The organism is Paeniglutamicibacter sp. ZC-3 (genome assembly GCF_025847175.2).
Taxonomy (GTDB): Bacteria; Actinomycetota; Actinomycetes; order Actinomycetales; family Micrococcaceae; genus Paeniglutamicibacter; species Paeniglutamicibacter sulfureus.
Genome location: NZ_JAOYTG010000002.1, coordinates 240,974 through 256,330, shown reverse-complemented (window position 1 = coordinate 256,330; position 15,357 = coordinate 240,974). Strand labels below are relative to the sequence as shown.

Annotated in this window: 12 protein-coding genes; 5 read left to right on the top strand and 7 right to left on the bottom strand. The window is 67.2% G+C overall.

The genetic code is table 11. The features are described from left to right. Nucleotides 1-86 precede the first annotated feature (86 nt). Nucleotides 87-1,019 (bottom strand): LysR family transcriptional regulator, encoded by a 933-nt coding sequence (locus OIU93_RS04275; protein ID WP_264268841.1) that lies wholly within the window; start codon nucleotides 1,017-1,019, stop codon nucleotides 87-89. A gap of 146 nt (nucleotides 1,020-1,165) precedes the next feature. Here OIU93_RS04275 and OIU93_RS04270 point away from each other — a divergent pair, with 146 nt between their 5' ends. Continuing rightward, nucleotides 1,166-3,652, top strand: coding sequence for a DUF5129 domain-containing protein (locus OIU93_RS04270; RefSeq protein ID WP_264268840.1), 2,487 nt, complete (start codon nucleotides 1,166-1,168; stop codon nucleotides 3,650-3,652). Between the two features lie 26 nt (nucleotides 3,653-3,678). Here the strand turns inward: OIU93_RS04270 and OIU93_RS04265 are convergent, their stop codons facing one another. The 6 genes from OIU93_RS04265 to OIU93_RS04240 all read right to left on the bottom strand — a co-directional run bounded on the left by OIU93_RS04265 (nucleotide 3,679) and on the right by OIU93_RS04240 (nucleotide 10,384). Continuing rightward, entirely contained in the window at nucleotides 3,679-4,464 is a 786-nt protein-coding gene (locus OIU93_RS04265) for an isocitrate lyase/phosphoenolpyruvate mutase family protein (protein ID WP_264268839.1), read from the bottom strand. Between the two features lie 66 nt (nucleotides 4,465-4,530). Continuing rightward, nucleotides 4,531-5,610, bottom strand: coding sequence for an ABC transporter ATP-binding protein (locus tag OIU93_RS04260; RefSeq protein ID WP_264268838.1), 1,080 nt, complete (start codon nucleotides 5,608-5,610; stop codon nucleotides 4,531-4,533). Continuing rightward, on the bottom strand, nucleotides 5,607-6,698 hold the full coding sequence (locus tag OIU93_RS04255; RefSeq protein WP_264268913.1) for an ABC transporter ATP-binding protein: 1,092 nt from the start codon (nucleotides 6,696-6,698) through the stop codon (nucleotides 5,607-5,609). The genes OIU93_RS04260 and OIU93_RS04255 overlap by 4 nt, the downstream gene beginning before the upstream one ends. Then, the gene (locus tag OIU93_RS04250; protein ID WP_264268837.1) at nucleotides 6,698-7,672 is read right to left on the bottom strand and encodes an ABC transporter permease; all 975 of its coding nucleotides are present in this window, start codon (nucleotides 7,670-7,672) and stop codon (nucleotides 6,698-6,700) included. The genes OIU93_RS04255 and OIU93_RS04250 overlap by 1 nt, the downstream gene beginning before the upstream one ends. A gap of 8 nt (nucleotides 7,673-7,680) precedes the next feature. After that, nucleotides 7,681-8,688, bottom strand: coding sequence for an ABC transporter permease (locus OIU93_RS04245; RefSeq protein WP_264268836.1), 1,008 nt, complete (start codon nucleotides 8,686-8,688; stop codon nucleotides 7,681-7,683). 76 nt (nucleotides 8,689-8,764) lie between these two features. Continuing rightward, nucleotides 8,765-10,384, bottom strand: coding sequence for an ABC transporter substrate-binding protein (locus tag OIU93_RS04240; protein WP_264268835.1), 1,620 nt, complete (start codon nucleotides 10,382-10,384; stop codon nucleotides 8,765-8,767). 282 nt (nucleotides 10,385-10,666) lie between these two features. On the opposite strand from OIU93_RS04240, the gene OIU93_RS04235 reads away from it, so the two are divergent. From OIU93_RS04235 to mqo, 4 genes are all read left to right on the top strand, one after another. Continuing rightward, nucleotides 10,667-11,659 carry a 2-hydroxyacid dehydrogenase gene (locus tag OIU93_RS04235; protein ID WP_264268834.1) on the top strand — a complete coding sequence of 331 codons (993 nt, stop codon included), beginning with the start codon at nucleotides 10,667-10,669 and terminating at the stop codon, nucleotides 11,657-11,659. Nucleotides 11,660-11,859: 200 nt separating this feature from the next. Beyond that, nucleotides 11,860-12,993: a mandelate racemase/muconate lactonizing enzyme family protein gene (locus OIU93_RS04230; protein ID WP_264268833.1), complete on the top strand. Its 1,134-nt coding sequence runs from the start codon at nucleotides 11,860-11,862 to the stop codon at nucleotides 12,991-12,993. 36 nt (nucleotides 12,994-13,029) lie between these two features. Further along, on the top strand, nucleotides 13,030-13,734 hold the full coding sequence (locus tag OIU93_RS04225) for a FadR/GntR family transcriptional regulator (protein WP_264268832.1): 705 nt from the start codon (nucleotides 13,030-13,032) through the stop codon (nucleotides 13,732-13,734). Nucleotides 13,735-13,773: 39 nt separating this feature from the next. Next, complete coding sequence (mqo, locus tag OIU93_RS04220; RefSeq protein WP_264268831.1) at nucleotides 13,774-15,255, top strand: malate dehydrogenase (quinone); 1,482 nt, start codon at nucleotides 13,774-13,776, stop codon at nucleotides 15,253-15,255. Nucleotides 15,256-15,357: the final 102 nt, after the last annotated feature.

The following is a 15,357-nucleotide window of genomic DNA, read 5'->3' as shown; positions in this document are numbered from 1 at the left end:
CCTTGGAACCATTGTGGTGATCGCTGTCACATAGGTCTAACGGATTATTTCGGTTAGGGCCATCGAGCGAATCGATGGGAATTCGATCAGGCAGAGGTCGCTTGACCGAGGACAGACCCGTAGAGCCCGATGCAGACCTGCTCGAACGCGAGTGATTTGCGGGTCGCTTTGGCCCCCACGGGGCGCACCAGCGACATCTCGATCGGCGGCAGGTCCTCGATGATGTCAAGGGGCACCACGGAGCCGCCGGCATAGGTCAGTTCGTTGGTCAGCCGCTGGTTCAGTAGCGAATACCCGTGGCCGCGGGCCACATAGGAGCGCACCGTCTCGTAGCCGGAGACCACATGTCGGATGGAGGGTCGGATTCCGAGTTGGCTGAACATGTCCAGGTAGTACTCGCGGGTGTGTTTGGCATCCAGCAGGATCAATGGCTCATCGGCGAAGTCCCGCAAGCTGACCGGCTCCTGCGGCGCAGCCGCGCGGGGATGGTCGGCCGGGACCAGGACGTGCGGCGGGATCCGCTCCAGGACCCGCCGATCGAATTCCGTGCCCACTCCTTGGTCGTACATCAGCGCCAACTCGCAGACACCGTCGAGCAGCGCCTGGCGCAGCGATTCCTGGTCCCCTTCGTGGAAACTGACCTTCACGTGGGGGTGGACGGCCTCGAATTCCTGCAGGATCACCGGTGCCTTGAACGGCGCCAAGGGCGAGTACATGCCCACCACCAGTTCCCCGGCGAGCGCCTCGCCTTCATCGAGGACCGCTTGGTAGAGCAGGTCGGCCTCCTCCAGAAAGGCCTGGGATCCCAGCAACAGCCGCTTTCCGGACGGGGTCAGGCGCAGCCCCTTGCTGGATAGCCGGGTGAACAGTGACGCGCCGAACTCCTCCTCGAGCCGGGCGATGGCCGATGAAAGCGTGGACTGGGTGACATTCAGCTCGGCCGCCGCCGCCGTCATGTTCTCCAGCCGGGCCACCGCCCCGAAGTAGCGCAGTTGTACCAGGGTGAAGGATTTGCTCATGACTGCATTATGGTCCCACCGCGTCCCGGCTGGCCGTCCCCGCACGACCAGCCCGCAATGTTACCCACTGCCGACCTACGGCACCGCGGTTATTCAAGAGACGTTAGAATCATGGGGCCGACCCCCCTCCACCTTCGAATGAGCCGATGAGCCAACCCCTGATCACCGCCCGACGCAAGCCCTCATTCGGCGTCCCCTGGGTCGCCCTCCTGCTGGGCCTCGGCACCATGCTCTTCGCCGTGACCGGGTTCAACGCCGTCACGGCCCGGCCGACGGCACCGGTGAAGATCGTCGTCCAGGGCGAGCTCCGGCTGAACATCTCTCAGGAGACCGTCGACGCGGTCCTCACCGAGCCGATCCTTGCCTGGAAACCGCTGAACATCCTGGTCACGGACCGGCTGCTGTCCTATGACGAGCTCCAGGGACGCGTGGATCCGGGGGCGAACGTCATCCTCACCACCGCCATCGTCGACGACGCGTTGAATTCCGAGCGCAAGGAACGCTTCAATGGGGCCGGCATCCACCCCGCCGACGCGGATCGCGATGTGAACACCGCGAACCGGTTCGACATCCACAACGCCTACATGGACAACGTGGGCCTGGGGCATGGCCCGGCGGCGGTTGCGGCCGCGGCGCAGCGGGCGGCCGAGGTCCTGGATGACGGGCGGATCCGCACCCCCGAGTTCTGGGTCGCCGGCACCGCGCTCGGCCTGCTGCTGACGGTGCTCGCCTTCGGACTTTCGCTCCCCCGGCGCCGACGGCGGGTGGCGCTTTATCGCCGGCTGGCCGCCGCCCAATTGCAGCTGGCCGGGGTCGTGCTGGAACTCGAAGCCCTCGAGGTGACGTTCCGGAGCACCGATCCGGACCGAAGGCCGCCCGCGTTCGCCGCGACGTGGCGGCAGATCCGCGAGTCCTCGCTGGCCATGGCGCGAAGCGAAGAGTCGGTGATTGACGCCGTTGACAACCCCCGGACGTCGCTGAGGCCGCGCACCGCGGCAATGGTGGTGGCCTTCGAAACCAAGGCACGGCGCCTGGTGGCCTCCGCGGATGCCCTGATGGGTGCAGGCTCGGTGCTCGGAGGCCTGGAGGGAAGCGCCAGGACCTTCGACAAGCTGGCGGCGCCCATGGCGTTTGCCACGCGGGAATTGCTGGCCCGGCTGGCCGCGGCACCGACCGGCACCGTCGCGCCCCAGCGCGTCCGGCGCATGGAGAAAGCCCTCGTGGCCCTGCTGGGCGCCGGAGCCAAAAACCATCACGCGACTGCGGCCCTCGCGGCGTGGAAGAAGGCCGAACACGAGCTGGAACGCAGCATCACCTCGGTCAATCGAACCTTGCGCCGGCATCGCCGGGGCCGGGTGAAGACGCGCCCGCGCCCCGGGGAGGACTTCACCTCGCTGCGGGTGGGGCTGGGGCTCCCGGCCCACGGCTCGAACCGCATCCTGGAGGTGCTGGACGCCGCGAATGCCGCGGCCAGCGCCCTGAACGGCCCGCCGGCCGGAAGCGGCGAGGGCCGTGAACAACCCGTCTCCGGCGATCGCCGGAGATTCCGCCTGCCGCGCCCTGGCCGCCGTGCCGTGTGGATCACCGCGGCCATCGCCGGCGCGCTGTTTTCCCTCGGTGCCGCGGCGTTGGTGACCGAGTCCGTCATGGACCGCCCGCGCTGGGCGCTCACGGGCACCGAGACGTTGCGGTCCCTCACCCTTGACGGAGACACCCAAGGATTGACCGAGGCGGACATCCGGCCCTACCTCGAGGACAAGTTCACCGAACCGCTCGACATCACGGTCGCGGTGCGCGACGCCGGGGAGTACCTGAAAATGGTCGATTCGGTGGTTCCCGCGGGCCAGCCCTCCGTTCCGGAACTCGATCCCGTTGCCTTTGTCGATGCCCTGTGGCGCGTCAAGTCCGAGCTGCCCGAACTTCTCGACGCAACCACCGGCGAACTGCTGCCCGGGAACGCCATCATCCCCGTATGGGTCTTCGAGGACAACACCGCGGCCAGCCCCGTGCCCATCACCAGCGCCCTGGGGACCGGCGACATCAACCGGCTCGGCGACGGCACGTGGGAATACGGCAGCTTCTACGCCTCCACGTTCCGGGCGAGCACCGTGGCGACCGAAATCGAGGCGCTCTCCCGAGGGTTGCAGACCAACGGCTACGTGAAGCCCGATATCAACGAACCCCTGCTGTATTGGCTGCTGGCTTCCACCTTTGCCCTGGCGCTTCTGACCTTCGCACAGCTGCTGGTCTTTGCCGGCAGCATGTCGATGCGCCTGGGAGCCTTCGGCCGCAACGCCTCCCGCCTCCGGCGGATCCGCCGCGATCTCCAGGACCTGGCCCTGCGCCTGGACGACTCGCGGCTCAACACCGTGGCGGTGCTCGGCGCCGGTTCGTCCACCGACGGGGCCGAGGCCGGCCAACGCATCTTTGAACGGGCGCTGGCCATGGCCTGGCGCATGGCCGACGGGCTCGATGCCCGCCCGCTGTCCCAACGCCTGGGTGCCGACTACCCGCGGCAGATCGACCAACTCGAGAACCTGGTGTCCACCCTGGGCATTCGTGACGCCGATGCCGCGCGGCGCACGCGGGAGCTGCTGGAGGCCTCCCGTCCGCAGCGGGCCACCTCCCGCTAGGACGCGCCCGGACCCCGACGGAGAATTCAGCCCCGCGGATCGCGCCGGAAGGCCACCAGTCGCTCCTGCATCTCCCCATACGGCGTGGCGGCGGGCGCCTGCCTGCCCTCGCGCAGCGCATTGACCGCGCCGACGGCGGCGTCCACCGCCGCGCGATACGGCAGCGAGCCGGAGCTCACGCGCCGCACGCCCAGCCGTCCCAGGGCGGCAAGGTCAAGCGCGGGATGGGCCAGGACGTTGACCGGCAGCCCGATCCCCGCGGTGATGGCGCCGATGTCTTCGGCGGCCCCCGCCCCGGGAACAAAGATGCCGTCCGCGCCCGCTGCGGCGTAGGACCGCGCCCGTTTCAGCACGGCAGCCACGGTGGCCTGCTCGGAAAACCAGAAGTTGTCCACCCGCGCGTTGACGAAGATCCCGGGAGCGCGCCGCTTGATGGCGGCGATCTTGGCGGCGGCTGCGTCCGGGTCCACCAGGTGCCCGTCCCGGCTGTCCTCGATGTTCAGGCCTGCCACGCCAAGGGCCGCCAGCTGCGCCGCGAACGAGGCGACCTGGGCCGGATCCCCAGAGTAGCCGTCCTCGATGTCGGTCGTGACATGGACGGGCATGCGGACCAGCTGCGCCGCCAGGGCGAGGGTTGCCTCCCGGGTTGACCCGAGCCCGTCGGGGTTGCCGGCGCTGGCGGCCACGCCGAAGCTGGTGGTCGCCACGGCCGGGTAGCCCGCCGCCACAAAGGCCAGCGCCGAGCCGACGTCCCAGGCGTTGGGCAGCAGCAACGGCGCATCGCCGCGGTGAAGTTCATGAAACGAGGGCATTTTCTGTTCCGTCCCGGGTGAGGCAGCAAGCTCGATTCCCCCAGCCTACAAGCGGCGTCTGGCCGCTCAGCCCGCGGGAACCAGCCCCGCTTCGGCCGGGCTGGAAATCGGGAAGTGGCATTCGGCCATGTGGGCGCGTTCGGCCGGTCCGATGGCGGGCATGCCCAGCGAGATCGTCCCGTCCGCGACCGGCCCCGAGGCCTCGGGTCGGCGCGAGGCACAGATGTCCTGGGCCTTCCAGCATCGGGTGCGGAACCTGCAGCCGCTGGGCGGATCCAGCGGCGAGGGCAGCTCACCGTTCAGCACGATCCGCTTTGCCGGGCGCATTGCAGGGTCGAGCTTGGGCGAAGCCGACATCAAGGACGCGGTGTACGGGTGCAGCGGCCGGTCAAAGACATCCTCGGTCACTCCGGTTTCGATGATCCGGCCCAGGTACATCACCGCGACCCGGTCGGTCACGTGGCGGACCACCGAGAGGTCGTGGGAGATGAAGATGTAGCTGACCCCCAGCTGCTGCTGCAGCTCGTTGAGCAGGTTCAGCACCTGCGCCTGCACCGAGAGGTCCAGCGCGGAGACCGGTTCGTCGAGGATGATCAAGTCCGGGTCCAGGGCCAGGGCGCGAGCGATGCCGATGCGCTGGCGCTGGCCGCCGGAGAATTCCTGCGGCGTCTTGTACGCGTCGGTGCTGCGCAGCCCCACCAAATCCAGCAGCTCGTTCAGCCGCTTGGAGCGGGCCGCCGAGCCCCGGTACAGGTCCTTGTGCGTGGCGAAGGGCTCGGAGATGATCTGCCCGGCGCTCATGCGCGCATTCAGCGAGGCAAAGGGATCCTGGAAGACCATCTGCACGCGCCGGCGCCAGGCCAGCAGCTCCTTGCCCTTGAGCGCGAACGGATCCTGCCCGTCGAAGCGCACGGTGCCGGAGTCGGGGGTCTCGAGCATCATCAGCGTGCGGGCCAGCGTGGATTTTCCGCAGCCGGACTCGCCCACCAGGCCCAGGGTCTCCCCCTTGCCCACCGACAGGCTGATCCCGTCCAGGGCCTTGAGCTTCCGCGATCCGCCGGAGCCGGCGGAGACGGTGAAGGACTTGGACAGTTCCTGGACCTCGAGGACGTTTTGCCTGGGTACCTGGGTGTCGTGGGTGCTCATCGGTTTTCCTCCAGCAGGGTCGACGTGGTTTCCGGCGAGGCAACGGATTCGGCGGCCGGTGTTGCGCTGGTGTCGGCGCGCAGGGATTCGGAGAAGTGGCAGGCGGAGAACTGGTTCGCACCGGTGGGGCGCAGCTCCGGCCGCTCCTGGCGGCAGATCGCCGCGGCCATCGGGCAGCGGTCCGCGTAGACGCAGCCGGACGGGATGTTCTTGAGCTCCGGCGGACTGCCCGGGATCGAGGACAGGTCGTCCCCGCGCCGCGCGTGGGTGGGCACCGACTCGAGCAGGCCCTTGGTGTACGGATGGGTGGGGGTGGAAAACACCGTGGCCACCGGCCCGCTTTCGACCACGTTGCCCGCGTACATGATGCACACGTCGTCGGCTTCCTCGGCCACCACCGCCAAGTCGTGGGTGATCAGCACGACCGCCATGTCCTCTTCCTCGCGTAGCCGGCGCAGCAGCGCCATGATCTGCGCCTGCACCGTGACATCCAGTGCCGTGGTGGGCTCATCGGCGATCAGCAGCCGCGGGCCCAGCGCCACGGCCATGGCGATGAGGATGCGCTGGCGCATGCCGCCGGAGAACTGGTGGGGGTAGGCAGCGACGCGGACCTCGGGCTCCGGGATGCCGACCCGGCGCATCAATTCGATGGCCTGGGCGCGGGCCTGCTTTTTGTTCATGCCGCGGTGGATCCTAAAGGCCTCGCCGAGCTGCGCTCCCACGGTGTAGACGGGGTTCAGTGCTGTCAATGCGTCCTGGAAGACGATGCCCAGGCCGGGCCCGGCGACCTCGCGGCGCTGGCGCGGGGTCATTGCGTTCAAGTCCCTGCCCTCGAGCTCCACTGTTCCCCCGGCCACGGAGGCTACGGGATCCAGCAGTCCGGCGATGGCCTTGGCGGTCATCGACTTTCCGCAGCCCGATTCGCCCAGCAGCGCCAGGGTCTGGCCCTGGTAGGCGGTGAACGATACGTTGCCGACCACGCGCACGGTGCCCGTGGGGGTGCGGATGTCCACGTCGAGCCCAGTGACAGCCAGGACTGCCTCGGCGGTGGCCGCCTCGCGGGTTTGGGGATCAAGTACTTCCATCATCACTTTGCCTCCTTGGCTGCGGTCTTCAGGGCCTTTTTGGCTGGACGTTCGAGGGTCAGGCGCCAACGCTGGGCCGGGTCGGTGGCGATGCGCAGCCAGGCGGCAAGCAGGTTCGCGGCGATCGCGGTGATGACGATGGCCAGGCCCGGAAGGATCGAGAGCCACCAGGCGGTCTGCAGGTATTGGCGCCCCTGGGCCACCATCAGCCCCCAGCTCACGTCGGGCGGCTGGATGCCGATGCCCAGGAAGGACAGCGAGGATTCGGCGAGCATGACGTAGCAGAATTCCAGCGTTGCCAGGGTCAGCAGGGTCGGGGTGACCACCGGGATCACGTGCATGGCGATGATGGAGTTGGGCTTGGTGCCGAAGGTGCGTGCAGCGTCCACGAAGGTGCGCGACTGCAGCTCTGCCGATTCGGCGCGGGCGGTGCGCATATAGATCGGGATGCGGGTGACGGCCAGGATCAGCACGATGTTCGCAATCGAAGGGCTGAAGACGTAGAGGACCACGACGGCCAGCAGCAGGGAGGGGAAGGACATGATGATGTCGGCGATGCGCATCGAGATGTTCTCGCGCCGCCCGCGGTGGTAGCCGGCCCAGACGCCCCAGAGGGAGCCGATGAGCAGCGCGACGAGGACCGCGGGAATCGCGACCATCAGGGTCGTTCGGGTGGCCACGACCAGGCGGGCGAGCACCGAACGACCCAAGGAGTCGGAGCCCAGCACGTAGGCCCATCCGTTGGCCGGGTCGAAGGGTGCCTTGTTCATGAACATCAGGTTTTGCTTGGTGGCCAGTTCGCCCATGAGCGCGGGGCCGAAGATGGCCACCAGGACCACGAGGCCCAGAACCACCGCTCCGACGGAGGCGAACTTGTCGCGCAGCAGCATCCGGAACATGCTCGGACCACCGAGCCGTGCTTTCCTGGGCCGGGGCCCGCGGTCGCGCATCGTGGGTGCATTCAATGTCTGTGTCATGGTCTTTCCTAGACGTTCGCGCCGGCGGCGGCAGGGACGTTGGGTTCACTGGGGGTGGTGGAATCGGGCCCGGGAGTGAGGTCCCGTGCCTTGCGCCGTGCCCTGGCCCCCGCGGTGGGACGGACCCGCGGGTCCAGCAGCGCGTAGCCAACATCGATCACGATGTTGAGCACGAAGATCGCCAGGGCCGTGAGCAGCACGCAAGCCTGGAGGACGGCGAAGTCGCGCTGCAGGATCGAGTCGATCATCAACTTGCCGATGCCCGGCCAGCCGAAGATGGTCTCCACCACCACGGCACCGTTGATCAGCCCGACCGTGAGGTCCCCGGCCACGGTCAGGGCCGGGGCCGCGGCGTTGCGCAGGGCGTGCCCGGTGACCACGCGGTATTCGTTGGCGCCCTTGGAGCGGGCGAGTTTGATGTAGGGCTCGGAGAGTGAGGTGACCATGGCGCCGCGGATGACTTGGACCAGCGCCCCGAAGGGCCGCATCACCAGTGTTGCCACGGGCAGCACCCAGGCCGCGGCACCCATTACGCCGGAGGTGGGCAGCCAGCCCAGGTAGATGGCGAAGACCCAGATGCCAACGATGGCCAGCCAAAAGTCGGGGATCGAAGCGGCGGCCATGGAGACGAAGGACGCGAAGCGGTCAAGCACTCCATTGGGCTTCAGGGCGGCTGCGGAGCCCACGATGATCGCCAACACAATGGCGATCACCATGGTCATCGCGGCCAGTTGCAGCGTGGCCGGGAAGGCGCGCAGCGCCATGGCCGCGGCATCCTCCCCGGTACGCAGCGAGGTTCCGAAATCCAATCGCAAGAGACCACCGAAGTAGTCGGCCATCTGGAGAAGGACGGGTTGGTCCAGGCCGTTCTTGGCAATGAAGTCCGCGCGCATCGCGTCGGTGGCGTTCAGTGGCAGGTAGAGGCTTGCCGGGTTTCCGGTCATCCGGGCCAGGGCGAAGACTCCCACCACCACGACCACCAGCGGCAGTGCGGAGGAGATAATCCGTTTACGCAAATAGGTGAGCATTATCCAGGTTGCTTTCCGTCGAATTCTTGATTGCCGGTGCCTTGCGAAGGCTTTGGAAGGGGAACTACTGGCCCTTGGTGACTTCGGCCAGGCGCAGTTCGTCACCCGAGGAGGAGTTCGGCTCGTAGTCCACCGTGCCTGCCACACCGAGCATGCCGGTCTGGTGGGCAATGTGGGCGAACTGCACCACGTTGTCGTTCTGGTACGCGAAGACCTTCTCGAAGGCGCCCTGGCGGTCATCTCCCGTGGCGGCGTCGGCCGTCTTGATCAGCTTGTCGAGCTCCGCGGTGCCGAAGGCCGACTGCGCGCCCTTGGTCATCATGTACTGGTCGACGGTGAAGGCGGCGTCGCCGGCCTGGTTGCCGTGCTGGGTCATCAGCATGATGGCACCCTCGTCATCCGTGGGGAACGGGCGGACCTGGTAGGTCAGGTGCTGACTGGTCTCGAGCATCTTCAGCTTCACGTTCAGGCCGGCCTGGGTCAGTTGTTCCTGGATGACCTGGCCCAGTTCCTCGATCTTGGGGAACTGCGCGGAGCGCACGACCAGGCTGATTTGTGCGGAGGTGTCAGCGCCGGCTGCCTTGGCCTCTTCGACCAGGGCCTTGGCCTTTTCCGGATCGTACGGCCAGACCGGGAGGGACTCGCTGTGCCCCACGACGCCCTCGGGTACCAGCTGGGCAGCGGCCTTGTCGCGTCCGCCGTAGAGGGAGGCGACGATGGCTTCCTTGTCGATGGCGTAGTTCACGGCCTGGCGGACCTTGATGTCGGTGAACGGCGCCTTGTCGGCGTGCATGCGCAGCGCGACGGTCTCGTTGTTGGGGTAGGAAACGCCCAGGTCCCCGATGTTGTCTTCCGGGCTCAGGCCGGTGGCGATGTCCGCCTCGCCGGAGGTGACCATGGCGGCCCGGACGCTGCCCTCGCTCCTCCACTGGTAGTTGGCCTTCGGGAAGGCGGGGGCCTCGCCCCAGTAGTCGGCGAAGGCCGAAGCGTTGATGCTCTGGCCGGCGTCCCACTTCTCGAGCTTGTAGGGGCCGGTGCCGATCGGTTCGCGCACCTTTTCGGTGGTGGAGGTCTCGGCGGGCACGACCTCGAGGAAGGAGAGACGCAGCGGCAGGATGGGGTCGGCCTTTGGGGCGGTGACCGTCAGGGTAGTGTCGTCGACGACCTTGACCTTCAGGTCGTCGTCGCCAAAGACGTAGCCCTCGACATTGCAACCGAGCTTGCCGTTGACGGCGCGGTCAATGGTCGCTGCGGCGTCCTCGGCGGTGAATTCGGATCCGTCGTGGAACTTCACGCCTTCACGCAGCTTCAGGGTCCAGATGGTGTCGTCCGTGCTGGTCCATTCGGTGGCCAGCTTGGGCTCGAGCTCACCGGAGGTCGGGTTGCGTTCAATCAGCGGTTCGGTGATGGTCGAACGCACGACCACGCCGGTGCTGGTGAGGTTCGATTCGCAGGCCTCCAGCGTCGGGGGCTCCTGCTGCAGGACCACGCGCAGGGTGTCACCGGCCGCCGGTGCGCCGGCTCCCGAGGAACCGGCGGCCCCCGAGGAACCGGCGGCCCCCGAGGAATTGGCCACGGAGCAGCCGGACAGTGCCGTGACGCCCAAAAGGGCGCCGGCGGCCACGGCCATGGAGAGTCGACGGGTGCGGGTCACGGGGGTCGTTGCCTTGCTGGAAAAAAACATCGGTGTTTCCTCTGCGGTGAGCGAAGTGGACGAGTGTGAACGACCAATGCGAGGGGATCTGCCGGTCGTGTCCCCATAGCCTTGACGCCGGAACCAAGGCCCGTCAAGGGTCCGCTTCCGCATGAACTCGCGGTTCTGAGCCGGTTGGTCCCGATCGGCTTTCGATGCGCATTGTGACTTCCGCTACATCACGCGGCTGACGGGGAACCAATGCCCCAACGGTATTGATCCATGCATTCTGCGTGTTGGACGCGCATGCTTGCGTCTCCCTAGGATTCAGGCATGTCAGCAGATACCAGCGCCATCACGCGGCGCGACCCCAGCCCCATATCCGGGAACGCCATCATGCGCGTCGGCCCGGTCAACCCCACGGTCGCCAAGGCGCTCGTTGACGACTACGACGCCCTGGTGCTCCCCGAGCCCGGAGCCTCCCGCGAGGAATTCCTGACCGAGCACGGCGAGTCGATCCGTGTCGCCGTGTGCTCGGGAAAAATCGGCGTCGACGCCGACCTCATGAAGCGCCTGCCAAACCTTGAGGCCATCGTGAACTTCGGGGTCGGCTACGACGCCACCGATGTCGCCCAGGCCACCGAACGCAACATCCCAATCAGCAACACCCCGGACGTGCTCACCGACTGTGTCGCCGACACCGCACTGGGCCTCTACCTCGACACCCTGCGCTCACTGAGCGCCGCCGAGCGCTTCGTGCGCGCAGGCACCTGGGCAACCGGCATGAACTTCCCGCTGGCCACCCGCGCCAGCGGCAAGCGCGTGGGCATCCTGGGGCTGGGGCGCATCGGCGCGGCAATCGCCAAGCGGCTCGAGGCCTTCGGTTGCGAAATCCACTATCACAACCGCTCGGAAATCAACGGCAGTGCCTACACCTACCACCCCTCGGCGGCGGCCCTGGCCGCGGCCACCGACGTGCTGATCGTGGCGGCGGCAGGCGGCCCCGCATCTGCCGGGTTGGTCGATGCGACGGTGCTGGAGGCAATTGGCCCGAAGGGCTTCCTGATCAACATTGCCCGCGGCAGCGTCGTGGACGAACCGGCACTGGTGGCGGCCCTGCAAAATGGCGGGATCGCCGGAGCCGGGCTGGACGTGTTCGCGAGCGAACCGCACGTTCCCGAAGAGCTCCTTGCCCTGGACAACGTGGTCCTGCTGCCGCACCTGGGCAGCGGCACGCACGAGACGCGCGCCGACATGGCGGCGCTGGTGCTGGACAACCTGCGCAGCTACGTGGAATCCGGAGAGCTCGTCACTCCCGTCCCGTAGGCATCCCATTCCACGCGTGGCCCACCCGGTGTTCCGGGTGGGCCACGGGCATTTCCCCCATGGGCATGGATGGGAACCGGGGTGAGCTCGGGCTGAAAAACTTCCCCGAAACTACTTGTGCTACAAGTTTGCAACTTGTACGATAAGTTGTATTCACCGACACAGTTTCACCATTCCCTCCCCAGGAGCACAGACCCGCCATGAGCTACACCCCCGATGCCATTCGCCACGTCAAGCTGTCCACCGCCCGGTTGCCCCTGGCCACACCGATCTCGGATGCCAAGGTCTTCACCGGGCGCCAGAAGCCCATGACCGAGGTCGTCTTCCTCTTCGCCGAGATCAAGACCGAGCAGGGCCACGAAGGCCTTGGCTTCTCCTACTCGAAGCGCGCCGGCGGACCGGCACAGTTCGCCCACGCCAAGGAAGTCGCCGAGACCATGATCGGCGAGGACCCCAATGACATTGCCAAGCTCTACACCAAGCTCTTGTGGGCTGGCGCCTCGGTGGGACGCTCTGGTGTCGCCACTCAGGCCCTCGCCGCCCTCGACATCGCACTCTATGACCTGAAGTCCAAGCGCGCCGGCCTGCCGCTGGCCAAGTTCCTCGGCTCGCACCGCGACTCGGTGCGCACCTACAACACCTCCGGTGGCTTCCTCAACGCCTCCATCGCCGAGGTCAAGGACCGCGCCAGCCAATCCATCGAGGAAGGGATCGGCGGCATCAAGATCAAGGTCGGCCTGCCCGATTCCTCCGAGGACCTGCGCCGAGTCGCCGCGGTGCGCGAGCACATCGGCCCGGACGTGCCGATGATGGTGGACGCCAACCAACAGTGGGACCGCGCCACAGCGCTGCGCATGGGGCGCAAGCTCGAGGAGTTCGACCTGGTCTGGATCGAGGAACCGCTCGATGCCTATGACGCCGAGGGCCACGCCGCACTCGCCGCTGCCCTTGACACCCCAATTGCCACCGGCGAGATGCTGGCCTCCGTGGCCGAACACGAGCGCCTCATTGCCACCCGCGCCTGCGACATCATCCAGCCCGATGCCCCGCGTATCGGCGGCATCACCCAGTTCCTGCGCCTGGCCACGCTCGCTGACCAGGCCGGCTTGGACCTGGCACCTCACTTCGCCATGGAGATCCACCTGCACCTCGCAGCGGCCTACCCGCGCGAACCCTGGGTGGAGCACTTCGACTGGCTGGACCCGCTGTTCAACGAGCGTCTCGAGACCAAGGACGGGCGCATGCTGGTTCCGAACCGCCCGGGACTCGGCTTCACCTTCAGCGACCAGGCCCGCGCCTGGACGACCGACACCATCGAGTTCGGCCGAGCCTAAGCTCCCGGCCGCGGCGCGCGTGAAAGCATTCATCCTATGAAACCCAATCTGACGGCCGGCCTGGTTGAGCACCTCCGCGGGCAGATCAGCACAGGACTCATCGCCCCGGGCGACAAGCTCCAGAGCGAGAATGCCCTGATCGCCGAGCACGCCGTCTCCCGCACCGTGGTGCGCGAGGCGCTGACCAGGTTGCAGGCCGAAGGACTGGTCCACACGCGCCGCGGTGCCGGCAGTTTTGCCCTGACTCCCCCGGCCCCGGAAACCGGTGCACAGGCGCGGGTCCCGCGGACCCTTGCCGAACGCCGGCAGTTGCTCGAATTCCGGATGGGTCTGGAATCCGAGGCGGCAGCCGCCGCGGCGATCACGGCGAATGCCGACACCCTGCCCGCTCTCGACGCGGCGCTTGAGGCGTTCAGGAAGGCGGGAACCAACGCCTCGCGCTCCATGAGCTGTGACTTCGAATTCCATTCCGCCGTGGCGGCCGGGAGCGGAAACCCCTACTTCCTGGATGCGGTGCGCCACCTCGGTCCGGCCATGATCGCCATGCCGCTCCAACGCCTGAAATCACGGGATTCCATCCCCGACTCCCGCCTGGAACAGGTTGCGACCGAGCATTTGGGCATTCGCCATGCCATTGCCTCGGGCAATGCCATGGCCGCCGCCGCGGCAATGCGTGTGCACCTGGCAAACTCGCTGCACCGGCTCGAAGTCGAAGCCGGCGTTGCCACACCCACTCCCTAAGCGGGCCGGCCCCGCCTCCATAAGAAGGAAACAGCCCCAATGAAGACTCTTGGAACCACCGATCAATTTGATGTCCTCATCATTGGAGCCGGGATCATGGGGGCGACGGCGGCCGGGCTGCTGGCCACCCTGGAACCCGGTTGGCGCATAGGCGTGCTTGAGGCTCTGGAGGTCGTCGGTACCGAGAGTTCGAATGGCTGGAACAACGCCGGCACCGGACACGCCGGCCTGTGCGAATTCAACTACACACCTGCCGCGGCCGACGGCAGCATCGATCCGGCCGATGCCTTGGTCATCCACGAACAGTTCCTCGTCTCGGCACAATATTGGGCGCACCTTGCGGCTCGTGGACGCCTGGGTGCGCCGACCGACTTCATCCGCAGCGTCCCCCACTGCAGCTTTGCCCGCGGCCGATGGACCGAGGTCCTGCGCACCAGGCATGCCGCGCTCAGCGCGCACCGACTGTTCGACTCCATGGAATACACGCATGACCCCGAAACCCTGCGCCAATGGCTTCCCCTGATGTTCCAGAGCCGCGAGGCGACCGATGACGTTGCCGCCACCCGCAGCCTGCGGGGCACCGATGTGGACTACGGCTCCCTGACCTCCCGGCTCATGGCCGATGCCACGGCCGCTGGCGTCGATCTGCAGCTGGAAACCCGGGTGCGCGGCATTTCCCGGGACCCGGAAACCGAAAATTGGCGGATCCGCGCCCAGGGAGCCAACGGCGATCGCGAGCTGACTGCCACGTATGTCTTCGTCGCGGCCGGCGGCGGCACTCTCCCGCTACTCCAGACCGCACGCCTTCCCGAAACCGCCGCCATCGGCGGATTCCCGATTAGCGGATTGTTCCTGCGCACCGACAATGCCGAGCTCATCAAGCAGCATCGGGCCAAGGTCTACGGGCACCCTGCCGACGGCGAACCCGCGATTTCCGTGCCGCACCTGGACCTGCGGGTTCTTGACGGCCAGGAGTACCTGATGTTTGGCCCGTTTGGCGCGTTCTCGCCGCGCTTCCTCAAGCGCGGCAGGCTGCTGGACCTGGCCAGGTCTGTGACCCGTGGAAACTTGGCAACCTTGCTCTCGGCCGCACGCACCAACCTGGACCTCGTGCGCTACCTGGTGTCACAGATCCTCACCACCCCGGCACAACGCCTGAAGGCACTGCGGGTGTTTGTTCCCCACGCGCGAGCCGAGGACTGGAAGCTGGTGAAGGCCGGGCAACGCGTCCAGGTCATCAAGCGTGTCGATGGTGCCGGGGCTATCGCCGGATTCGGCACCGAGGTCGTACTCACCGGAGACCGTTCCTTGGCGGCACTGTTGGGTGCCTCCCCCGGGGCGTCTGCGTCGGTGGGCCTGGTGCTGGACCTGCTGAAGCGCAGCTTCCCCGAGCGCTACCCGGCCTGGCTGGCAGCGCTGCGGACGGACATGCCGGACCTGGGCAGCGAGCTGAATGCAGACCCCGCCGCCCTAGCCCGAGTGCGAGAGCAGGTTGGCGGACACCTGCGGTTGGATTGGTGATTGGACCGCGGACCGGATTAACTGCCTCTGCCGATCATGCCCGCACGGCATCACACGGTGCCATTTTCGTCTTGGACTTCCCGATGCACCCGCACCTAGCGT